This is a genomic window from Sphingomonas sp. Sph1(2015), from assembly GCF_001970915.1.
Lineage (GTDB): Bacteria > Pseudomonadota > Alphaproteobacteria > Sphingomonadales > Sphingomonadaceae > Sphingomonas > Sphingomonas parapaucimobilis.
This window is the reverse complement of sequence record NZ_MQUI01000003.1, coordinates 109,863-130,958: the sequence shown is the minus strand read 5'-3', so window position 1 is coordinate 130,958 and position 21,096 is coordinate 109,863. Positions and strand designations below refer to the sequence as shown.

The window sequence follows — 21,096 nt, the reverse complement described above, 5'->3', positions numbered from 1 at the left end:
CTCAGGCCGCGTGGCCGAACTCTGCATCCTCGCCGTCCGGTCCGCCCTCGCTCAGGTCGAGCGCGAAGCCGCGCAGCCGTGCCTGCTGGTGCGCGACCGAGCCGGTCCGTGCCGGGGCCTTGCGCACCTTGGCGATCGCCTGGCGCGTCGCGGGTTTGCGGACCGCAGGCTTGACCGCGGCGGATCGCTGCGCCTCGGCCACCTGGAAGAAAGCGATGCTGTCCTGCAGATCCTCGGCACGCCCGGCGAGTTGGGTCGAGGTGCTGGAAATCTGGTCGGACGCGGACGCGTTCTGCTGCGTGACCTTGTCCAGCTGCTGGATCGCCTCGTTGATCTGCGACGCGCCGATATCCTGTTCGCGGCACGCCGCACTGATCTCGGCGACCAGTTCGGCGGTACGGCGGATGTCGGGCACCAGCCTGGTCAGCATCTCGCCCGCCTGAGTCGCGGCGAGAACCGTGTCCGACGACATGCCGCTGATTTCGGCCGCCGCCGACTGGCTGCGCTCGGCCAGCTTGCGGACTTCGGCCGCCACGACCGCGAAGCCACGGCCATGTTCCCCGGCCCGTGCCGCCTCGACCGCCGCGTTCAGCGCCAGCAGGTCGGTCTGGCGCGCGATTTCCTGCACGATGCCGATCTTTTCCGCGATAGTGCGCATCGCGATGACCGCCTTCTGCACCGCCTGACCGCTCTGTTCGGCATCCTGTGACGACTGGCGGGCGATCTTTTCGGTCTGGGTCGCGTTGTCGGCATTCTGTTTGATGTTGGCGGCCATTTGCTCCATCGAGGCCGAGGCCTCTTCGGCGGCGGCGGCCTGTTCGGTCGCGCCTTCCGACACCTGTTCGGAGGCCGAAGACAGCTGCTGGCTGCCGCTGGCGACCTGATCGGCCGCCCCCGCGACATTGCTCGCGAAATGGGTGAGGTTGTCGACCAGATTGTTGATCGCATCCTTCATCCGGCGGTGATCGCCCTCGCACTCGATCTCCACGCGTTCGAGCAGCGAGCCAGTGCTGACCAGGTTCAGCACGCGATTGCCCTCACCGATCGGCAGCAGGATCGCGTCGAGCATCCCGTTGATCCCGCTGACCAGTCCGGCAAAGTCGCCGGGGAAACGCGTCGCATCGCCGCGCTCGCTCAGCTTGCCGGCGGTCGAGGCCGCGATCAGGCGCTGGATCTCGCCGATGATCGCCTGGAAATTGGCGCGCAGCAATTCGATCGTGTCGTTGATGAACGCCTTCTTGCCGGGCAGCTGCTGCATCGGCGCATCGAAATTGCCCTCGCCGAACTGCTTGATACAGGCCATCGCCATCTTCTTGGCGGCGATGTGGTTGGCGACCATCTCGTTCAGGCGGCGGGCCATGACGCCGAAATCGCCCTGAAACTTGTCGACCGGCACGAACACGTCGATGTCGCCGCGATCATGTTCGGCCGACATGGTGTTCATCTCGGCGATCAGGCCCTTCAGATTGCCGCGAAGCTGCTCGATCGTCTCGTTGATAAAGGCCTTCTTGCCCGGTAGCGCCGCCAGGGGCGTCTCGAAATCGCCCTGCGCCAGCGCGGCCACACAGGCCATGGCCTGTTTCTTGACCGCGATATGGCTGGCAACCAGTTCGTTGACGGTCCGCGCCGCAATGGCCAGGTCGCCGGACAATTCCTCGACCGGCACCACCGCGTCGATGTCGCCACGCTCATGCTCGGCCGCGACTTGCGCCAGCCGCCGGTTGAACGTGGCGGCCGGCATGGCGGCGGTCTCGAGCAGTTCGTTCACCGCGACGAGCATTTCGCGCGCCTTGCCGGTCGCACCCGACAGGTCGGCGCGCTCGTCGATCCGCCCTTGGGCGAAGGCGCGCTGCAACCGGCCGATCTCCGTCGTGGCGACGTCGGCATGCGAGGTGTGTTTCAGCGAAGCATGGAAACGCATGATGGTCCCCTCTCCTGTTTTGAGTTGAAAAGCAGATCAGGCGGCGACCGCAGCCGCACGGGTGGCGTCGAGGCAGAAGATTAGCTTTTTCGACATCGACAGGTGATTGAAGGAACCCGGCATGTTCTTGTCCTCAAGAGTCGACCAGCGCATCATGCGGTTCGCGAGCCTGGGGATTACGAAGCGCCGGAATGCGCGCGAACATCCCGGCTGTCAGGGGGCGGGGCAGCGCCCGCCCCCTGACCATCCTGGTTCAGGCAGCGTGCCCGAATTCGACGTCCTCGCCGTCCGGACCACCATTGGTCAGGTCCAGCGCGAAACCGCGCACACGGGCCTGCTGATCGGCGACCGAGCCGGAGCGCGCGCCCGACGCCGACCGGGCAGGCTTGGCCACCGGACGGGCCACCGGCTTGCGTACGGCGGGCTTGGCGCGGCCACGATGGCCAGCGGCATCGACGCGGAAATAGGCGATGCTTTCCTGAAGTTCCTCGGCCTGGCTGGCGAGTTCTTCGGAAGTGGAAGAGATCTGCTCGGAGGCGCTGGCATTCTGCTGCGTCACCTTGTCGAGCTGCTGGATCGCCTCGTTGATCTGGACCGCGCCGATATCCTGCTCGCGGCACGCCGCGCTGATCTCGGCGACCAGTTCGGCGGTGCGGCGGATGTCAGGCACCAGCTTGGTCAACATCTCGCCCGCCTGGGTGGCAGCACCCACGGTGTCGGAGGACATGCCGCTGATCTCGGCCGCCGCCGTCTGGCTGCGTTCGGCGAGCTTGCGGACTTCGGCCGCCACGACCGCGAAACCACGGCCATGTTCCCCGGCCCGTGCCGCCTCGACCGCCGCGTTCAGCGCCAACAAGTCGGTCTGGCGGGCGATTTCCTGCACGATCCCGATCTTCTCCGCGATGGTGCGCATCGCGATCACAGCCTTCTGTACCGCCGTGCCGCTCTGTTCGGCATCCAGCGACGACTGGCGGGCGATCTTTTCGGTCTGGGTCGCGTTGTCGGCATTCTGTTTGATGTTGGCAGCCATCTGTTCCATCGAAGCCGAGGCTTCCTCGGCGGCGGCGGCCTGTTCGGTCGCGCCCTGGCTCACCTGTTCCGACGAGGACGACAGCTGCTGGCTGCCCGACGCGACATTCTGCGCCGCCTGGGTGGCATCGCCGACGACGCCGCGCAGACGCTCGACCATCGATACCAGCGCATGGCCCAGCATGTCCTTGTCCGACAGCGGCTGGTGATTGACGGTCAGGTCGCCGCCCGCGATCGTATCGGCCAGTTGCGCGGTCTTGCGCAAGTTGACGGTCATGCGGTTCACCGAATCGACCAGATCCTTGATCTCGTCATTGCTCTTGACATGCACGTCCTGCTCCAGGTCGCCGATGCCGACTGCCTCGATCGCCACCGACGCAATCTTCAGGCCACGCGAGACGATCAAGGAAATCCAAACGGCGCCACTGATCGCGACAAGCAAGGCGAGCACACCACACATCAGCAGGACGTTGCGGCTTTCGGTGTACAGAACGTTCGTCTGCTCATCGGCTTCCGTCATCTGCGATCGCTGGAAGGCACTCAGCTTCGCGATATTGTCCGCCAATCGGTTCATGATCGGGGTTTGAACCGTGTTGGACAAAGTGGCGGCTTCCTCGTTACGATTTGCATAGCCGAGGTCGCGGATGCGGTCGAACGTGGGCTTCAGTTCATTCCAGTCGGAACGCACTTTCTCCCACAGGGCCTTGCCGTCGGGCGATGCGATGGCCAAGCCCTGGTCGATGGTCTTGCTGAGTTCGCTCTCGCCCGTGATGACCCTGTCATAATAGATCTTCATCGTGGCCTGATCGGTATTGAGGGCCAATGACTGCTGATCGGCGAGGGACTGGCTCTGGATCGTATCGATCGATTGTGCGATCGACAGTCGGCGTGCCGGGCCAGCGATCACGTCGCTGATGGCGCTGTTCAACACACCCATCTTGACGATGCCGACACCGATAACGATGGCAAGAAGAAGGGTCAGGACCGCAAAGGTCGCACCCAGTTTCATTTTGATGGTAGCTCGCATGACCCCCCCATTATGGGTTTGGATTGATAGAAATATCGGCGCAAATCGGGCGTTTGTTGAATTGCCGTCAGGCCGAACATGACTTTGGCATCGAACGGATAAACCTGGACCGTCGCGCTGCGGGCAACGGACGAGCCGGGCGCCGGGGCGTCGATACGCCCTTGTGTCGCATGGTGACGGCCGCAAAGGCGCTGGCGCAGACCGTGCGCCCGGTCAGTGGATGGTCGTGGTCTCGGCGGCGGCGTCGGTCAGGCGCGAGAACAGCGCGGTCAGGTCCGGCAGGACCACCACATCGCCCCCTCGCCGCACCAGGCAGCGGACATTCTCGCGCGGCCAGCGCATGCCGATCACCGGCACCTCCTCGGAATCCCCCGCGTGCAGCACGGTGACCTCGTTCACACGGTCGGCGGTCAGGCCGATCAGGAAGGGATCGCCGTTCACGTCCAGCTCGATCACGATGATGCGGCTGTCGGCGGTGTTGGCCTGCGCCTCCATCCCGAACGCGCCGCGCAGATCGGCCAGCGGCACGATGCGGCCGCGAAAGTTGATGACCGAGGCGGCGAGCGGATCGGCGCCCGGCACCATCGTCACCGGCATCATGTCCAGGATCTCGCGGACGATGCCCGCCTCCAGCGCGAAGGTCTCGCCACCCAGGCCGAAGGTCAGGACCTCCAGGCCGTTCTCGGGCGTCCAATTGGGTACTTTGTGATAGGGCATGGGCTTATCCAGCGGCCAGACGCCGCTCCTCCCTGGGCTGGCTCAGCGCGATGAGCTGGGCGATGTCGAGGATCAGGGCGACCGAACCGTCGCCCAGGATGGTCGCGCCCGCAAAGGCCGCGACGTTGCGGTGGAGCGGCGACATGGCCTTGATGACCGTCTGGTGGTTGCCGACGATCTGGTCGACGACCAGGCCGACGCGCTCCGCCCCCGTGCCGACCACGACGATCTTCTGATAGGTGTCGGGCTTGGTCCCGGTGGCGAACAGGTCGCGCAGCCGCAGGAAGGGCACCAGCCGTTCGCGCAGCGTGATGATGCTGCGCCCGCGCGAGCGCAGATCCTCCTCCAGCGACAGCTCCAGGCATTCCTCGACCGCCGCGAGCGGGATGACATAGCGTCCCTCGCCCACGCGGACCAGCAGCCCCTCGATGATCGCCAGCGTCAGCGGGATGCGCAGCGTGATGGTCGAACCCTGGCCCGACACGCTCTTCACGACGATCGAACCGCGCAGGCTTTCGATGGTGCGCTTGACCACGTCCATGCCGACGCCCCGGCCCGACAGGTTCGTGACCTGCGCCGCCGTCGAGAAGCCGGGGTGGAAGATCAGGCCCAGCAGCTCGTCCTCGCTGACCACCTGGCCGGGCTGGATCAGGCCATTGGCTTCCGCCTTGGCACGGACCCGCTCGACATCGATGCCGCGCCCGTCATCGGTGATGGTGATGAGGACTTCGCCACCCGCCTGATGCGCGCTCAGCCGGATCACGCCGCTGGGCGCCTTGCCCGCCGCGATGCGGTCCTCGGCCTTTTCCAGGCCATGGTCGCAGCTGTTGCGGATGATATGGACCAGCGGGTCGAACAGGCGCTCGATCACGGTCTTGTCGACCTCGGTCGTCTCGCCTTCAGTCACCAGCTCGATCGCCTTGCCGGTCTCGTTGGCCAGATCGTGGATCAGGCGGCGGAAACGGCCGAACAGCGTCGACACCGGCACCATGCGCAGGATCATCATCGTGTCGCGCATCTCGCCCGCCAGCCGCTCGATCTCTTCCGAAACGGAACGCAGGCTGAGGTCCTGGCCATGCCCCGCCAGCTGCGACAGACGGCTCTGGGCGATGACCAGTTCGCCGACCCGGTCCATCAGCTCGTCGAGCCGCTCGGCGGGCACGCGGACATGCTCGCCCTGCGAGCGGTTGGCGGCGGCGCCGCGCGGGCTGGCGTCATTGGCGGCGACGGGTGCGTCCACGGCGACCGGAATTGCCTGGGCCTCTTCGTCCACCGCTTCCGCCCCGGCATCCTCGACCGCCAGCGGGGTGATGGTGATGTCCATGTCGTCCATGACGAACAGGAACACGTCCTCGATCGCCTCGCGCGAAATGTCGCCGATCAGCGTGCAGTCCCAGCCGACGAGGCAATGGCCGGGGTTGAGATCGTCCAGCGCGGGCACCGTGTCGAAGGTCGCGACGATCGTCGCCTCACCCAGCTCGCGCAGTTCGTCGAGAAGCGCCAGCGGGCTCGTGCCATTGGCCATCGCGTCGGGGGGCAGGCGGAAGGACAGGGTCCAGCCCTGCTTGCGCGGGGCAGGCGCGGCCATGGGGGCCGAGATACCGGCCGCCGCATCGACCGCCGCCGCCAGTCGGTCCAGGATCGCCTGGCCATGGGCGGCGGGCGCGTCACCATCGACCAGCGTACGCATATGGTCCGCCGCCGACAGGATCACCGACACCAGTTCCGGCGTCGCACGGACATCGCCCTTGCGCACGCGGTCGAACGCGCTTTCGCAATGATGGGTGAAGGCCGCCAGCGCATCGAAGCCGAACATCGCGCCCGAGCCCTTCAGCGTGTGAAGGCCCCGGAACACGGCGTTGACGAGGTTCATGTCGTCCAGCCGGTGCCCCAGGTCGAGCAGGCCCTGTTCGACCTGCTCCAGAAGCTCGCCCGCCTCGATCCGGAAGGCGGCTGTCGGATCCTCGGCCGCGCTCACCGGGCCAGGACCTTCTGGGCGACGCGGATCAGCTGTTCGGGCTGGAAGGGCTTCACCAGCCAGCCGGTCGCGCCCGCCGCCTTGGCCTGCGCCTTCATCGAGTCGTCCGACTCGGTGGTCAGGAAGATGATCGGCACGCCCGCCTGCGCAGGCTGCTGGCGCAGTGCGCGGATCATCTCCAGCCCGTCCATATTGGGCATGTTGAGGTCGGTGACGATCAGGTCGAACCGGGTCTCGGTCGCCTTGGCCAGCCCCTCGGCGCCATCGGCGGCCTCCGTCACCGTATAGCCCGCGCCGGTCAGGGCGATGCGGATCGCCATGCGCAGGCTCGCGCTGTCGTCGACGGTCAGGATGGAAGCGGTCATTGGGCGATGTCTCCGTGAAGCCAGAATTGGGTGTCGTCGGCCGAAGCGGGCAGGAAGGCCGCGCGGGTCAGCAAGGTGTGCAGGGTCGCGTCGGCGGGGGCCGACAGCGCGAAATCGCAGCCTGTCGCCGCCGCACTGACTCGCGCCGCCTGGACCAGCTGGATGACGCTGAGGTCCGGTGACGCGGCGCCGGACAGGTCCAGCCGGACGGTCGCGCCAGGCGCGATCGCGGTCTTCAAATCTTCGGCCAAAACGCCGATGGTCGGCAGGCACACGTCCTCGCTTGCCATCACCATGGTGATCGACATGATCTTTCCTTCAGGTCAAAGGTGCGGACACGCAGGATCACCCTGCGGCCCCATCAATAGTTCACGAAATACCCATCAACGCGGACCGGGCCGTCAACGTCCCGGTCTCCGATTGGCGTGGCGTGGAGCGGTGCGGCCAAAACCCCGTGGTTCCAGCCGGTACTCTCCGCCCCCGATCATCTCTTATGTCCCCCAAGTTCATTCAGGGGTATATCGCGCAATGGTAAAATCCGACTTAAATATACAAGACGTGCGATGAAAATGGCGAATGGCCGCACAGAGCCCATGCGCCACCGGCAACGCCCTGCATATTCCCGGAATCCCGAGGGCAGCCACCACCCGGGCGGGCGGTGCATCGGCCCCCCCGCCGCCTATCCGACCAACATGGATCAGGCCGTGACTCGACCACCCCGTCCGGGCGCCAAATCACGACGGCCGCGAAAACGAATCGGCTATTCGCCGAACAGCGTGCCTGCGTCTTCGCTGCCCAGGTCGATGCCGAACATCAGGCTCAACCGCATCCGATAGACACGCGGGTCGGTGATCGTCGCGGCGGCTTCATCCTCCCCGACGCGGCGGCGATAATGCCGGTCGGTCAGCGCCGCGAAGCCACGCGGCAGGACGATGCTGACGATCGTCGCCTGACGGAAACGGCTCTCCGGCGCGGTCGAGGTCCAGTGATTGGCCAGCGCCAGGTCGGCGTCCCACACATGGTCGGTGGTAAAGCTGTATTGCGGTTGCCACCCCTCACCCGTCGCGCGGCCATCGGTCAGGCCGGGATGGCCGTTGCGCAGCAGCATCCAGCCATGCTGCGGATCGCGGTCCAGCCGGAAGAGCGCGCCGTCGGGTGCGGTCGCCTCCGCCCCTTCGACGAGCGGCATGGGCGGCAGATAACTGCCCCCGAAGCCCGCATCGGCGATCCAGTCCTGCCCCTCGATATGGACCAGGCTGAGCGTGTGGGTGGTCGGCGGCACGTCCGTCGCCGCCAGCCATACCCGCGCGAGCAGCGGCCGTGCATGGAAGCCGTGCGCCGCCAGCGCGTCGAGGAACAGCCGGTTCTGCTCGAAGCAATAGCCGCCGCGCTTGGCGGTCACCAGCTTGGCGAAGACGCCCGTACTGTCGATGGCGATGGGCCGGCCCAGCCGGACATCGATATTCTCGAACGGGATCGCCTGGCGATGCGCCCATTGCAGTCGCCCCAGCCCTTCGGCATCGACGGTCACGCGCGAAGGCAGGGCGATACGGGCAAGATAGGAATCGAGATTGAACATGCGTGTGTCCTTTAAGGGTCCGGACCCGAATTGTCGAAGGGGGCCGGACGCGTCTCCCGCCCCCTTCTGTCGCCATGCGCGACGGGATATAGGCGGAGGCGATCATGACCTTTCCCCTTGAAGACCCGACCCTGCCCTTCGGCCCCGATGCGATCCGCGCCGCCGCGGCGGTGATCCGGAATGGCGGCATCGTCGCGGTGCCGACCGAGACGGTCTATGGACTGGCCGCCGATGCGACCGACGCGAAAGGCGTGGCGCGCATCTATGCGGCCAAGGGGCGGCCTTCGTTCAACCCGCTGATCGTGCATGTCCCCGATCTGGCGACGGCGCAGACGCTGGCGGAATTCGATGACGACGCATTGGCGCTGGCGCGCGCCTTCTGGCCGGGGCCGCTGACGCTGGTGCGCCCGCTCAAGGCCGGGGCGGGCATCGCCTCGCTGGTCACGGCGGGGCTGGATACGGTCGCGATCCGGGTGCCGCGCCACCGTGCGATGCAGGCGTTGCTGATGGAAAGCGGCCGCCCGCTCGCCGCGCCGTCGGCCAATGCCAGCGGCGGGATCAGCCCGACGCGCAGCCCCCATGTCCGCGCCAGCCTGGGACCGGACGTGCCGGTCATCGACGACGGCGCGACCGAGGCGGGGCTGGAATCGACCATCGTCGCGGGCCGCACCATCCTGCGCCCCGGCCCGGTGACGGCCGCGATGCTGGCGCAAGTGCTAGGCGATGTGGAGCAAGGCCCGCAGGCCCCCGCCATCGTCACCGCGCCGGGTCAGCTCGCCAGCCATTATGCGCCGCGCAAGCCCCTGCGCCTGAATGTCACGCACGCGGCGGCGGACGAATGGCTGATCGGCTTCGGCGACGTACGCGGGCAGGACAGCCTGTCGGAGCGCGGCGATCCGGTCGAGGCGGCGGCACGACTGTTCGACGCGCTCCACCGCGCGGATGCGGGGGACCGCGCGAGGCTGGCGGTGGCGCCGATCCCCGACGACGGGATCGGCGAAGCGATCAACGACCGGCTGCGGCGGGCCGCGACGCGATAGAGGTCGGGGCGTGCCGCTTCGACTTCGCTCAATGCGACCGGGACTTACATCCCGCCCTCCGTTCAGCCTGAGCGAAGTCGAAGGCCAAGGGGCTACCGACACCCCGAGGGCATTTTGGGCGGAGGTCTACGCGTGGCCTTCGACTACGCTCAGGCTGAACGGAGGTGGGATGGCAGGTTAGGAACCACCCCACCCTATCCCTTATGCCGTCACCGCCTTCGACCGGGCGGCGAAGCTCTTGCGCAGTTTCTGCAGCTTGGGCGGAATCACCGCCATGCAATAGGGGTTCGACCGGCCCGAGGTTTCCCAATAATCCTGATGGTAATCCTCCGCCGGATACCACTCGGCCATCGGCTCGATCGTGGTCACGACCGGCTTGTCCAGCCCGGCCTGGGCGCGTTCCAGGGCTGCCTTCATCGCGGCCTCCTGCGCCTCATCCGCCGGGAACATCGCCGAGCGATATTGCGTGCCGACGTCATTGCCCTGCCGATTGAGCTGCGTCGGGTCGTGCGTCGCGAAATAAATGTCGAGCAGATCGCCCAGCGCCAGTTGCTCCGGATCGAAACCGATGCGGATCGCCTCGGCATGGCCGGTATCGCCGCCGCACACCTGCTTGTAGGTCGGGTTGGGCACGGTGCCGCCGATATAGCCGCTTTCGACCGACTCGACCCCGATCACGTCCTTGAACACCGCCTCGGTGCACCAGAAACAGCCCCCGGCCAGCGTTACATATTCGGTCACTCGGAATCTCCTTGTCGTCTTGTATGCATAGATAGGAAGCGGCTAGGCCACGGCAATCCAGCGACTTGAGGCAAAAGTGATGGCGACGATCGACGGCAAGGTGATGGTGACGGGCGGCGCCGGTTATATCGGCAGCCATGCCGTGCTGGCGCTGCTGGATGCAGGCTATGAGGTCGTCGTGCTCGACAATCTGGTCACCGGCTTCGACTGGGCGGTCGATCCCCGCGCCTCGCTGGTCGTCGCCAATGTCGCCGACGACGACGCCGTGCGCGCCGCGATCCGCGAGCATAACGTCCGCGCCATCATGCACTTTGCGGGCTCGATCATCGTGCCCGAGTCGGTCACCGATCCGCTCAAATATTATCGCAACAACACCGCCGCCAGCCGCTCGCTGATGGAAAGCGCGGTGGCCGAGGGCGTCGGCCACTTCATCTTCTCCTCGACCGCCGCCACCTATGGCACGCCCGAGCGGGTGCCGATCAAGGAAAGCGATCCCAAGGCGCCGATCAACCCGTACGGCATGTCCAAGCTGATGACCGAGATCATGCTGAAGGACGTCGCCGCCGCGCATCCGATCAACTATTGCGCGCTGCGCTACTTCAACGTCGCGGGCGCCGATCCGCAAGGGCGCTCGGGCCAGTCGACGGTCGGTGCGACGCATCTCATCAAGATCGCGGTCGAAGCGGCGATCGGCAAGCGTGATGCCGTCGGCGTCTATGGCACCGACTTCGCCACCCGCGACGGCACGGGCGTGCGCGACTATATCCACGTCTCCGACCTCGCCGCCGCGCATGTCGCAGCGCTCGAACTGCTCATCGAGCGGCCGGGCGAGAGCCACACGCTCAATTGCGGCTATGGCCGTGGCTTCTCGGTGCTGGAGGTGCTGGACGCGGTCGACCGCGTGACCAACCGGACGATCGAGCGCCGGATGGAAGGCCGCCGCGCGGGCGATCCGGCCGAGCTGGTCGCGGACAATGGCGCGATCCTCGCCACCCTGCCCTGGCGGCCCGAACGCGACGATCTGGAAGGCATCGTCCGCGACGCGCTGGCCTGGGAGCGCAAGCTGGCCGAGATGGGCCGCTAAAGCCGATGCGACTGCGCTCGCTCCTCTTCGTACCCGGCGATCGGCCCGAGCGGATGGCCAAGGCGATGGGGACGGGCGCGGATGCCCTGATCCTCGACCTGGAGGATGCGGTCGCCCCCGATGCCAAGCCGCGCGCGCGCGAAGAGGTGGCGCGGTTCCTGTCCCGGCCCCGCGACACGGCCGTGCAGCTGTTCGTGCGGATCAATCCGATCGACGGGCCGCTGGCGACCGACGATCTGGCCGCGATCCTGCCCGCCCGACCCGACGGCATCGTCCTTCCCAAGGCCGAAGGGCTGGTCAGCCTGCACGCACTGGCGGCGCGCGGGGTGACGCATATCCCGATCCTGCCGATCGTCACCGAGACGCCGATGGCGCTGTTCCGGCTGCACGAATATGCGGGGTCGAGCCTGCCACTGACCGGCCTGACCTGGGGCGCGGAGGACCTGCCCGCCGCGATCGGGGCGACCACCTCGCGCGAGGCGGACGGCAGCTATACCGCGCCCTATCAGCTGGCGCGCTCGCTGACCCTGTTCGGTGCGCATGCCGCCGGGATCGCCGCGATCGAGACCGTCTATCCCGACTTTCGCGATCTGGACGGGCTGGCCGCCTATGCGGCGCGGGGCAACCGGGACGGCTTTAGCGGCATGATGGCGATCCACCCGGCGCAGGTGCCCATCATCAACGCCGCCTTCACCCCCTCCGCGGAGGATATCGCGCGGGCACAGGCGATCGTCGATCTGTTCCTGGCCAATCCGGGCGCGGGCGCGCTGCAGCTGGATGGCAAGATGGTCGATGCCCCGCATCTGAAGGCGGCCCAGGCCTTATTGGCGCGCGCCGCCCCATGACCGGCGGGCGGCCGCCGTCGCCCACCACCAGCCCAGCGCCCAGAGCGTTCCGAAGCACCAGCCCGCCGCCACGTCCGACGGCCAGTGTACGCCCAGATAGACGCGGCTGCCCCCGATCGTCCCGACCAGCAGCACCGCGATCACGACGATGGCATAACGCACCCGGCGATGGTCGGTCAGTTGCGTCGCCAGCGCCGCCAGCGTCAGATAGACCATCGCGCTGCCCGCCGCATGGCCGCTGGGGAAGCTGGCATTGTGGACATCGACCCAGTGCGCCACCAGATCGGGGCGCGGGCGGGCGACCATCAGCTTCACCCAGGTCACGACCGCGCCGCCGCTGATACCCGAAAGCGCCGTCATCAGCGCCAGCAGCCACCACCCCCGCGCCAGCAGCAGGATCACCGCACCCGCCACCATCAGGACCAGCGTCGGGACGCTGCCCAGCGCCGTGAAATCCTCCGCCACGGCGCGCAACTTGTCCGACGAGGCATGGGTCCGCAAACCGGTCAGGATCGCGCGGTCCCAGGCAAAGGGCCAATGATCCACCGCCACCCCGAAGAGCAGCAACAGCGCAAGCGCCATCGCCACCGCCGCCACCCCGCGCAGTGCCATCGGCATTGCCGACAGGCGCGACGGCGCAGCGAGCGGCGAGTCATGCGATTCGTCGCGCGACGAATCGCTGCCCGAAAAACGGGTCCGGTCGATCATGGAAACTGCCTCGCCATGCCCCGCCTTTGTGGCGAATGCCCCAGAAGGGCAAGGGGATCAGGCTTCATGACTGGGCCAGACACCGATTTCGTCGCCGCCAAGCCCTTGAATGACCGGAAACTAATCCGGAAGCGGCGCGATCAATCAGTGTCATTCGAAAAATGGGTTTGTTTGTTAACGCATTCTGTCTCATAAATGAGACGCGCCAACGAGAATGATTGGCGCGAGAGGACTGCACCACCATGCAAGAGCACGTGATTTCCCCGATCGATCGCCTGATGATCCTGACCGTCGGTGCGGTATCGAGCTGGCTGGCCGTCGGCGGCATCGCCGTCGGTGCGTCGAGGCTGATCAGGCACCTGATCTAAGACAGGTCGGCGCAATCCCCGGCGCTTTCAGCGGCTGGGGATTGCCACAGGGAACGGCGCATGCCCGGCGATGATCGGATCAGTCCCGGTCATGGCCCTGCCCGGTCCGATAGACACGGCGCGCCATACCGATCGCGCGCCATCGCAGCAGATCGTCGACACCGGCATAGCCCAGTCCCAGATGTGGCGGCCGCGATGCCAGCACATCGCCCAGCGTGACCTTGCCGCCCCGCAGCGCAGCGCGTGCCAGTTGCCGCCAGCGCCGCGCGGTTTCCCACCGGATCAGCGTCAGGCTCTGCGCATCGGGCGCGAAACGCTCGACGAACGCGCCCTGGAGCTGCGCGATCGCCTGCCCCAGACGGCGCAGGGTCGCGCCGTCGGGGATCGGCACGCCCCCCATATTATGCTGGACCAAGAGGCGCGCCACCTCGCCCGCATCGTCGCCAAACAGCGGCGCATGCGCCTCGGCCAGGACGCGCGTCGCGCTGGCGCGCATCATCGTCGTGAACCGCTTCGACGCGCCGCCTTCGTGCTGGCGATAGATCAGCAGCGGCTCGTCCAGCCGCGCGATGCGCCCGAATGCGACGATGCGGTGGTACAGGTCGAAATCCTCGGCATAGAGGATTTCGGGCCGGGTGAACGGGTCGAGCCGCCGGGCGGCATCGGCGCGGACCACCACCGTCGACCATGCCAGCGGATTTTCGATCCAGCTCAACCAGGCGACCAGATCGGGCGTGGTATGCGGCGCATAGTCCATGGGCAACACGCGCTGCCCGACCAGCTGCTCGGTCTGGGTCCCGGCCAGCACGATATCCGGGCGCGCCTCCAGAAAGGCGACCTGCCGTGCCAGCCGTTCGGGGCGACACAGATCGTCCTGGTCCAGCCCCGCCAGATAGCGCCCCCGCGCCTCGGCAAATCCGCGATTGCGTGTCTTCACCGGGCCGCCATTGACGGCATTCTCGATCAGGCGAACCCGGGGATCGGGCCAGTTCCGCACCAGTTCGCGGGTGCCGTCCGACGAACAGTCGTCGACGACCAACGCCTCCCAGGCGGTCAGCGTCTGTTCGCCCAGGCTCGCCAGCGTTTCGCCGATCAGCGATGCGCCGTTATAGGCGGGGATGACGACGCTGACGACAGGATCGGCGACCGGATCGCTCATGCCGCCACACTGCTCCGGGCCGCCGCATCGCCGCCAAGCAGCTGGTCGACGATCATCTGGCCGACATCATTCTGCCAGAGCCACAAGCCATTGGCCTGCCCCCGGAAACTCTTCTCCCCGCCCAGCGCGCCCCCGGGTACGAAACCGGCGGAAAGGCCGATGCCATAGACGCCCGGCACCGGCCGATCCTGGTCGTCGAGGATACGGCAATGCCGGTCGACCATCGGCCGCCCCGCGCGATGGGCGAGCGCGATCGGCTGTCCATTCACGTCGAACAGCGGCAGCGCGCGCGGACGATAGCCGAGCGCGCCCACCACCAGATCGGCCTCGCCGATGATCCGACGCGCCTCGGCATCGTCCTCTCCCGCGATCCGGTGGAGGCGCAGGCGCGGGTCGGGTGTCCGTCCGCCCAAGCCCAGCATCCGCATCACCAGTTCGCGCGACTCCAGCCGAAGCCCAGCGAGGCGCAGCACGAACCCGCTGACCGGGCAGATATCGTCGGGCGTATAGTCGGTAAAACCTTCCGCCGCCGCCGCCTCGACCGACGGGAAGAAGGGCTTGGGCGCGGTCCGCACCATCAGCGTGATCGCGCCCGCCCCCCAGGGCAGGTCATGGCATTTGAGCAACTGCACCGCCGAGGCCAGGGCGCTGGTCGAGGCCCCGACGATCACCACGCGCGGCGCGCGCCGGTCGGCCAGCCGTGCCGCCACTGCCTCTACCCCGCCACGCCGCAACAGCAGGTCGGAGCGCATCAGCCGGTCCCCCGCCAGCTCGCCCAGGGTCGCGCCCGCGACCCTCTTGTCCGCGACATGCGCGTCGGTCTGGTAGCCGCCGGTCGCCACGACCAGATGGCGCGATGTCAGCACGCGCTGCCCTTCGCGGCCGACAATGGTGGTCCGCCAGAGCCCGTCCGCCGTGGCCTGGGCGCTCAGCGCCTCGGTATCGGTGCGGATTTCGCCGCCATGCGCCGTCACGATGCCGCGCAGCCGCTGCGCGGTCGCCGCCAGCAACGGCGCGGTCTCCGCCAGCGGCGCGCCCAGCGCCCCGCAATGCCGCGCCATCATCTGCCCGGCCGGATGCGCCTCCAGCGCGGCGAGTTCGGGATAAGGATTGCCGCGCACCGCCGACAGGAAGGTTTCCGCCGTGGTGTCCGAACGGATCGCATAGCCGCCCAGCGCCCCCGGCCCGATGCGGGGCGACCGTTCGACCAGGACCAGTCCGTCCCCGGCCAGCCGCTCCAGCAATCCCTTCTTGCTCGCGGCGGTCAACACGGCGGTGCCCGCCGGTCCGCCGCCGATCATCACGCAGCCCAGCGCGGCGTCACCATGGGCCTGCCCAGGTCCTGACCCGGCATCGGCCGCGACCTGCGCGATCGCACGCATCAGCCGCCCGGCGACGATCGTCGCATCGCCCGGCCGCATCGCATCGGTGATCGGCAGACTGAGCATCCGCGCCGAAACGGCATCCGCCACCGGCGTCGGCTCGACCAGCGCCGTGTCGCGGAACAGCGTCTGCTCGCCCAGATGCGGGCTGAAATACTGCCCCGTCCCGACCCCGTCCGCCGCCAGGGCTCCGGCGATGGCGGCCCGGCGCGATGCCAGTTCGGGGGGAAGCAGCACCGGCATGAACTGCGTCGCCTGCCGCTTCGCCGTCATGCGCTGAACGGTGAGGTCGGGCAGCGCCGCGCGATATTCGCGGTCCAGCGCGGCGCGGGCGTCGCAGATCGAATCGAGTTCGGCCAGCTTGCTGCGCGCCATCAGGCCCAGTATCTCGGGCATCTTGGCGTTGATGCCCGGCAGAGTCGCGTGGCGCCCGCTCTCGAAACCGAAATTCACCATCGCGCGCAGCTGGTCGATCCGCTCGACATCGCCGCTATAGACCAGCCCGCCCTCACCGACCGAAAAGGTCTTGGTCGCATGCATCGAATAGACCAGCGTGAAGGGCGCACCCGTGCCGAAGCCCCGCCCCGCCGCGTCCCGCGTCCCCAGCGAGGCCGCCGCATCGATGACGACCCCGACCTCGTACCGCCGAGCCAGCCAGGCATAGCGGTCCAGGTCGATGACCGTGCCGAAGGTCGCATAGGGCACGATGACGCCGATCCGGCCGCCATGCTGCGCCAGCATCCGCTCTTCCTCGGCCGCGTCGGCGGTCCAGTCCTGCGGGTCGATATCGACGATCAGGGGGGTAAGCCCGGCCCAGATCGCCGCCTGCGCCGTCGCGGCAAAGGTCATGGCGGGCATCATCGCAAGCGTGCCCGGCCGGGGATGCAGCCCCGCCGCCTGCCGGATGGCGATCATCAGGCCCAGGGTCGCATTGCCGACCGCCAGCGCTGCACCGCGCCCGTCGAACAGCCGTGCGACCATCTCGGCCTCCAACGCGCGGACCTCGGGGCCGTTATTGCTGAACTGGCCGGACGCCTCGATCCGCTTCAGGCCCTCCATCTGTTCGGACAGCCGGGGCGGTCGCGGCGCGATGAGCGGAAATTCCATCTGCCTCTCCCCCTTTAAACGGCCCGTCTTCTTTCATATCCGTCCTAAAAACCTCTTAGCACAATAGGTTCGGGGGCACATGGTCCTTCGCGCCATCCCATTTTGGGGGAGTCGTCTTCCCGCTTCATACGGGTTCCGGCGCGCGCTGGCCCTTGGGTGATCTTTCTCGCGGGAACATTGGCGTCCTTTGTTCGATCGTTGATCTTCCGAAAAGCGAGCCGTGATGACCGAACCCCTGAACGCCGCCGCCCGCGTCATCCAACTGGCGCTGACGCCGATCTTTCTGCTGACCGCCGTGGGATCGCTGCTGAACGTCTTTGCGACCCGGCTGGGGCGGATCAGCGACCGGATTCAGGGATTGAGGAAGGACGGCCGGACGAACGGCTATGAGCTGCGCCGCCTTCGCCTGCGCTCCAAGATCCTCGACATCGCCGTCATGCTGACCGCGGCGGCGGGGGCGATGACGTGCTGCGCGGCGATCACCCTGTTCCTGGGGACGCTGCGCGACTCGCGTCATGCGGGGGTGCTGTTCTTCTTCTTCGGCGGCGGCCTGATCTGCGCGGTGGCGGGGCTGGCGTGCTTTGTCGGAGAGATCACGATCGCCGGGCGGGCGCTTCGCGACGATCATGGCGAGGGATGAGCTGCGCGCTGATTGGCAGGGACCCAGGTGGCCTGGCTATTCATCCGGCATCACCACCAACCAAGCAGCCGATGGTCGTGGCGTTCCGCCGTCACACCCCGCCGCCGCTGCCCCCCTGTATCCATGCGTCGCAGCCGTCGATCCCGCTCCCGACCCGGTCGGCGCTGCATCATTGCCCCCAGCGGCACGGCATCGCCCGCCACCCGCCACGGTCGCGGTCACCCGGAAGGTCGCGTCAGACGCGATTCGACATGATCCGCGAGGCGACCGAGATCGAGCGCCGGCTCACCAGCCATGGACCGAGGGGCAGGTCGAGCGGATGAACCGGACCATCAGGCAGGCGACCGTCAAACGCTTTCATCACGAAAGCCACGACCGGCTTCGAACGCGCCTCGTCGACCCGATTCAGCAGATGCCGGAACCGAACACCTGGGGATGATGATGCGGAATTGCGAAATTTCACCGTTACGCTGGTATATGGCATCACCTCCATGCGCCTTCGCGATAGCCTTGATGACCGAAAGACCAAGCCCCGACCCATTCGCATTTTGAACGCCGCGTGAGAATTGAAGAAAAGCCCGCTTCTCAAAATGCACAGGAAGCCCGGGACCTTTATCTGAAACCGTAATGACGGCCGCGTTACCGGAAAATGTCACCGCGATCGACACAATGCAGGGGCTCGCATGGCGCCGAGCATTGTCGACCAATGCGATTACGGCTTGACGCACCCGTGCCGCATCGACCCGGACGACACCCGGTTCCAATGCCATTTCCAGCTCGAAACCTGCTGGTGCAAGCATCGCTTCCAGCACCGGCCGCATCTCGTGAAATTCGGCAGCGAGGTCGACATCGGCGAGCAACAGCTCCAACCGACCGCTTTCTGCCAGGCTGACGCTGCGCAGGTCCTCGACCAGCCGGGTCAGTCCGTCGACCTGTTTCATCAACCCGACCACCAGCTCCGCATCGAGCGCGAAAACGCCATCTTTGGCGCCCTGAAGCCGCCCACGCAGGATCGTCAGCGGCGTCCGCAGTTCATGTGCGATCTGCGCGTTCCAGACCTTCATGTCGTCCGACATGCGCTGCAGCCGGTCGGCCATCGCGTTGAAGTCGGCGATCAACACGGCCGCCTCGCCATGCGCGCCGCGGACCGGCGCTATCCGGGTTGCCAGATCGCCCTCGGCAATCCGACGCGCGGCTTCTCCCACCGCCCCCAGTGGCTGTACTATCCGCCGAGCCAGCCGCACCGCGACCGCAAGCGCCAGCACCACCCCGATGACGCAGGCCGCCAGCGTGATGCCGACATCAAGCCCGGTGGTGTCCGCCACCCCCGGCGGCAGGGGGGCCACGATCCGCCACCGCTCCAGCACGGCATAGACGATATAGAAGGCCGCCGTGCTGACCGCGACGGCGACGAAGGCGAGCGCCGCCAACGCGATCGACAATTGCCGGGTCAGGCTGTTCCGGTTCCTCATCCCCGCGACCATAGCCGGTATCCGACGCCGCGCACCCCCTCGGGCATATCGGGCGCCCCCGCCTGATCGAGCTTGCGGCGCAGCTTGCTGACATGGCTGTCGACCGTCCGGTCGAGTGCGTCCGATCCCGGCAGGCAGGCGTCGAGCAGCTCGCCACGGCTGAACACCCGGCTCGGCGTACGCGCCATATGGGCGAGCAGGCGGAACTCGGTCAGGGTGAGCGCGACCTCGCCATTCTGGGTGCGGACGATGTGCGCGGTCGTGTCGATCTCGACCGGGCCGACGCGAAGCACACCGTTGGCGCCTTCCCCGCCCGACCGGCGCAGCACCGCCTTGACCCGCGCCACGACCTCGACCGGATTGAACGGCTTGACCACATAATCGTCCGCCCCGATCCGCAGCGCCTGCAACTTGTCGATATCCTGATCCAGCGCGGTGGTGACGACCACGGGCGTATTGCCCCGCCGCCGCACTTCGGACAGCACGCCCCAGCCATCGACCAGCGGCATCGAGATGTCGAGCAGCAGGATGTCGGGCTTCAGCGCCAGATGCAGGTCCAGCGCGGTACGCCCGTCGCCGGCATGAACCGTCCGGAACCCTTCGCGCTCCAAATAGGCGCAGAGGATATCGGCGATGTCACGTTCATCTTCGGCGATCAGTACAAGCGGGTTCATGTGACGTTTCCGTTCCTCTTCACGCCGTCATATCAGTCGCACTCGACAGGCTGCCAGCCCGCCCCCACGCATTCTCCACACAATCTCGACGCTGCCCCAATGGTCTGGATGGATAAGCGCCGGCATGAAGGTCCATTCTTTTGCATCCGGCACGCGGTGTGCCCTGCCGATCGCTCTGGCGGTGGCGGCGTCGCTGAGCGGCTGTTCTGCCGATGCCCCAACGGCGCAAGTCGATGCGGTAGAGGTAACGACCCTGCGTGTCGTACCCTCCACGGTGACGGCGGTCGACGAATTGCCGGGGCGCGTGGTGGCGTTCCGCACGGCCGAGATCCGGCCGCAGGTCGGCGGGATCGTCCAGCGCCGCCTGTTCGAACAGGGTGCGGCGGTGCGCGCCGGGCAGTTGCTATTCCAGATCAGCCCCGCCCCCTTCCAGGCCGATGCCGACACCGCGCGGGCGACCGTGCAGAAGGCCAGCGCCGCCTATGCCCGCGCCAACGCGCAGGCGGATCGGCTGAAGCCGCTGGTCGCCGCCGATGCGATCAGCCGCCAGAGCTATGACGATGCGGTCGCGGCCCGCGCGCAGGCTGCCGCGGAACTGGCCGAAGCCCGTGCCACCCTGCGCCGCCGCCGGATCGACCTCGGCTTCGCGCGGGTTACCGCCCCGATTCCAGGCCGGATCGGGGCGGCCAATGTGACCGAGGGCGCGCTGGTCACGGCGGCGGATGCCAATCCGCTCGCCACCATCCAGCAGATCGACCGCGTCTATGTCGATGTCCGGCAACCCGCCGAACGCTATGCCGAACTGCGCGACCAAAGGGCCGGGACCGGGTTGGTCGAGATCCTGACGGCATCCGGCCGAAGCCATCCGGTGCAAGGGCGCATCCTGTTTTCGGGTGTCGCGGTCGATCCCAATAGCGGCGACGCCCTGGTCCGGGTCGAGGTGCCGAACCCGGGCGAACGGCTGTTGCCCGGCATGTTCGTTCGCGCCCGCCTGCCCCGTGCGACCATGCCGGGTGCGCTGTCCGTGCCGCAACAGGCCGTAACCCGCGCGGGCGACGGCACGCCGCAGGTCAGCGTCGTCGGCGGGCAGGACCGGGTGCATCTCCGCCGCGTCACGCTCGGCCCGCTGGTCCATGGCCGCTATGTCATTCGGTCGGGTCTGCGCGCCGGGGAGGTGGTGATCGTCGAGGGGCAGAACCGCGTTCAGCCCGGCACCCCGGTCAAGCAGCGGGCGTGGCGCGACGGGGCGGCGGGCTGAGT

General features: G+C 67.4%; 19 protein-coding genes and 1 pseudogene. 7 read left to right on the top strand and 13 right to left on the bottom strand.

The annotated features are described in order from the left end of the window. Position 1 precedes the first annotated feature (1 nt). From BSZ14_RS02335 to BSZ14_RS02305, 7 genes are all read right to left on the bottom strand, one after another. Positions 2-1,921: a methyl-accepting chemotaxis protein gene (locus tag BSZ14_RS02335; protein ID WP_076709622.1), complete on the bottom strand. Its 1,920-nt coding sequence runs from the start codon at positions 1,919-1,921 to the stop codon at positions 2-4. A gap of 253 nt (positions 1,922-2,174) precedes the next feature. Continuing rightward, on the bottom strand, positions 2,175-3,977 hold the full coding sequence (locus BSZ14_RS02330) for a methyl-accepting chemotaxis protein (protein ID WP_076709621.1): 1,803 nt from the start codon (positions 3,975-3,977) through the stop codon (positions 2,175-2,177). A 213-nt stretch (positions 3,978-4,190) separates the two neighbouring features. After that, complete coding sequence (locus BSZ14_RS02325) at positions 4,191-4,694, bottom strand: chemotaxis protein CheW (RefSeq protein ID WP_042490442.1); 504 nt, start codon at positions 4,692-4,694, stop codon at positions 4,191-4,193. Positions 4,695-4,698: 4 nt separating this feature from the next. Then, positions 4,699-6,672: a chemotaxis protein CheA gene (locus BSZ14_RS02320; protein ID WP_076709620.1), complete on the bottom strand. Its 1,974-nt coding sequence runs from the start codon at positions 6,670-6,672 to the stop codon at positions 4,699-4,701. Beyond that, positions 6,669-7,037 (bottom strand): response regulator, encoded by a 369-nt coding sequence (locus BSZ14_RS02315; RefSeq protein ID WP_058744781.1) that lies wholly within the window; start codon positions 7,035-7,037, stop codon positions 6,669-6,671. The genes BSZ14_RS02320 and BSZ14_RS02315 overlap by 4 nt, the downstream gene beginning before the upstream one ends. Further along, complete coding sequence (locus tag BSZ14_RS02310) at positions 7,034-7,345, bottom strand: STAS domain-containing protein (RefSeq protein ID WP_076709619.1); 312 nt, start codon at positions 7,343-7,345, stop codon at positions 7,034-7,036. The genes BSZ14_RS02315 and BSZ14_RS02310 overlap by 4 nt, the downstream gene beginning before the upstream one ends. A 452-nt stretch (positions 7,346-7,797) precedes the next feature. Beyond that, complete coding sequence (locus tag BSZ14_RS02305; protein WP_076709618.1) at positions 7,798-8,616, bottom strand: arylamine N-acetyltransferase family protein; 819 nt, start codon at positions 8,614-8,616, stop codon at positions 7,798-7,800. 104 nt (positions 8,617-8,720) lie between these two features. Here BSZ14_RS02305 and BSZ14_RS02300 point away from each other — a divergent pair, with 104 nt between their 5' ends. Then, complete coding sequence (locus BSZ14_RS02300; protein WP_076709617.1) at positions 8,721-9,656, top strand: L-threonylcarbamoyladenylate synthase; 936 nt, start codon at positions 8,721-8,723, stop codon at positions 9,654-9,656. Positions 9,657-9,857: 201 nt separating this feature from the next. Here BSZ14_RS02300 and msrA read toward each other — a convergent pair whose 3' ends face one another. Beyond that, positions 9,858-10,397, bottom strand: coding sequence for a peptide-methionine (S)-S-oxide reductase MsrA (gene msrA / locus BSZ14_RS02295; protein WP_042490451.1), 540 nt, complete (start codon positions 10,395-10,397; stop codon positions 9,858-9,860). A gap of 79 nt (positions 10,398-10,476) precedes the next feature. Between msrA and galE the strand changes: the two genes are divergently transcribed. Beyond that, positions 10,477-11,481 carry a UDP-glucose 4-epimerase GalE gene (galE, locus tag BSZ14_RS02290; RefSeq protein ID WP_076709616.1) on the top strand — a complete coding sequence of 335 codons (1,005 nt, stop codon included), beginning with the start codon at positions 10,477-10,479 and terminating at the stop codon, positions 11,479-11,481. Positions 11,482-11,486: 5 nt separating this feature from the next. Then, on the top strand, positions 11,487-12,326 hold the full coding sequence (locus BSZ14_RS02285) for an HpcH/HpaI aldolase/citrate lyase family protein (RefSeq protein ID WP_076709615.1): 840 nt from the start codon (positions 11,487-11,489) through the stop codon (positions 12,324-12,326). Here the strand turns inward: BSZ14_RS02285 and BSZ14_RS02280 are convergent. Next, positions 12,303-13,034, bottom strand: coding sequence for a phosphatase PAP2 family protein (locus BSZ14_RS02280; RefSeq protein ID WP_241823608.1), 732 nt, complete (start codon positions 13,032-13,034; stop codon positions 12,303-12,305). The two genes, BSZ14_RS02285 and BSZ14_RS02280, sit on opposite strands and share 24 nt — an antisense overlap. Positions 13,035-13,276: 242 nt before the next feature. On the opposite strand from BSZ14_RS02280, the gene BSZ14_RS20145 reads away from it, so the two are divergent. After that, positions 13,277-13,402 (top strand): hypothetical protein, encoded by a 126-nt coding sequence (locus tag BSZ14_RS20145; protein WP_274533634.1) that lies wholly within the window; start codon positions 13,277-13,279, stop codon positions 13,400-13,402. A gap of 79 nt (positions 13,403-13,481) precedes the next feature. Here BSZ14_RS20145 and BSZ14_RS02275 read toward each other — a convergent pair whose 3' ends face one another. Next, complete coding sequence (locus BSZ14_RS02275; RefSeq protein WP_076709614.1) at positions 13,482-14,561, bottom strand: glycosyltransferase family 2 protein; 1,080 nt, start codon at positions 14,559-14,561, stop codon at positions 13,482-13,484. Further along, positions 14,558-17,050 carry a DegT/DnrJ/EryC1/StrS family aminotransferase gene (locus tag BSZ14_RS02270; protein WP_076709613.1) on the bottom strand — a complete coding sequence of 831 codons (2,493 nt, stop codon included), beginning with the start codon at positions 17,048-17,050 and terminating at the stop codon, positions 14,558-14,560. The genes BSZ14_RS02275 and BSZ14_RS02270 overlap by 4 nt, the downstream gene beginning before the upstream one ends. Positions 17,051-17,273: 223 nt before the next feature. Between BSZ14_RS02270 and BSZ14_RS02265 the strand changes: the two genes are divergently transcribed. Then, positions 17,274-17,690, top strand: coding sequence for a DUF2721 domain-containing protein (locus BSZ14_RS02265; RefSeq protein WP_042490538.1), 417 nt, complete (start codon positions 17,274-17,276; stop codon positions 17,688-17,690). Positions 17,691-17,970: 280 nt separating this feature from the next. Then, positions 17,971-18,090, top strand: a pseudogene (locus tag BSZ14_RS20265) (IS481 family transposase); the annotation flags it as partial. Here the strand turns inward: BSZ14_RS20265 and BSZ14_RS02260 are convergent. Further along, entirely contained in the window at positions 18,038-19,162 is a 1,125-nt protein-coding gene (locus BSZ14_RS02260) for an ATP-binding protein (protein ID WP_076709647.1), read from the bottom strand. The pseudogene BSZ14_RS20265 and the gene BSZ14_RS02260 sit on opposite strands and share 53 nt — an antisense overlap. Continuing rightward, positions 19,159-19,836: a response regulator gene (locus tag BSZ14_RS02255; RefSeq protein WP_076709612.1), complete on the bottom strand. Its 678-nt coding sequence runs from the start codon at positions 19,834-19,836 to the stop codon at positions 19,159-19,161. Before BSZ14_RS02255 ends, BSZ14_RS02260 begins: the two co-directional genes overlap by 4 nt. Before the next feature lie 124 nt (positions 19,837-19,960). On the opposite strand from BSZ14_RS02255, the gene BSZ14_RS02250 reads away from it, so the two are divergent. Further along, positions 19,961-21,094, top strand: coding sequence for an efflux RND transporter periplasmic adaptor subunit (locus BSZ14_RS02250; RefSeq protein WP_076709611.1), 1,134 nt, complete (start codon positions 19,961-19,963; stop codon positions 21,092-21,094). Positions 21,095-21,096 lie beyond the last annotated feature (2 nt).

Coding starts and splice junctions, on each gene's coding strand:
- BSZ14_RS02335 (WP_076709622.1), bottom strand. CDS start 1,921: ATGCGTTTCCATGCTTCGCTGAAACACACCTCGCATGCCGACGTCGCC.
- BSZ14_RS02330 (WP_076709621.1), bottom strand. CDS start 3,977: ATGCGAGCTACCATCAAAATGAAACTGGGTGCGACCTTTGCGGTCCTG.
- BSZ14_RS02325 (WP_042490442.1), bottom strand. CDS start 4,694: ATGCCCTATCACAAAGTACCCAATTGGACGCCCGAGAACGGCCTGGAG.
- BSZ14_RS02315 (WP_058744781.1), bottom strand. CDS start 7,037: ATGACCGCTTCCATCCTGACCGTCGACGACAGCGCGAGCCTGCGCATG.
- BSZ14_RS02310 (WP_076709619.1), bottom strand. CDS start 7,345: ATGTCGATCACCATGGTGATGGCAAGCGAGGACGTGTGCCTGCCGACC.
- BSZ14_RS02305 (WP_076709618.1), bottom strand. CDS start 8,616: ATGTTCAATCTCGATTCCTATCTTGCCCGTATCGCCCTGCCTTCGCGC.
- BSZ14_RS02300 (WP_076709617.1), top strand. CDS start 8,721: ATGACCTTTCCCCTTGAAGACCCGACCCTGCCCTTCGGCCCCGATGCG.
- galE (WP_076709616.1), top strand. CDS start 10,477: ATGGCGACGATCGACGGCAAGGTGATGGTGACGGGCGGCGCCGGTTAT.
- BSZ14_RS02285 (WP_076709615.1), top strand. CDS start 11,487: ATGCGACTGCGCTCGCTCCTCTTCGTACCCGGCGATCGGCCCGAGCGG.
- BSZ14_RS02280 (WP_241823608.1), bottom strand. CDS start 13,034: ATGATCGACCGGACCCGTTTTTCGGGCAGCGATTCGTCGCGCGACGAA.
- BSZ14_RS20145 (WP_274533634.1), top strand. CDS start 13,277: ATGCAAGAGCACGTGATTTCCCCGATCGATCGCCTGATGATCCTGACC.
- BSZ14_RS02275 (WP_076709614.1), bottom strand. CDS start 14,561: ATGAGCGATCCGGTCGCCGATCCTGTCGTCAGCGTCGTCATCCCCGCC.
- BSZ14_RS02270 (WP_076709613.1), bottom strand. CDS start 17,050: ATGGAATTTCCGCTCATCGCGCCGCGACCGCCCCGGCTGTCCGAACAG.
- BSZ14_RS02265 (WP_042490538.1), top strand. CDS start 17,274: ATGACCGAACCCCTGAACGCCGCCGCCCGCGTCATCCAACTGGCGCTG.
- BSZ14_RS02260 (WP_076709647.1), bottom strand. CDS start 19,162: ATGAGGAACCGGAACAGCCTGACCCGGCAATTGTCGATCGCGTTGGCG.
- BSZ14_RS02255 (WP_076709612.1), bottom strand. CDS start 19,836: ATGAACCCGCTTGTACTGATCGCCGAAGATGAACGTGACATCGCCGAT.
- BSZ14_RS02250 (WP_076709611.1), top strand. CDS start 19,961: ATGAAGGTCCATTCTTTTGCATCCGGCACGCGGTGTGCCCTGCCGATC.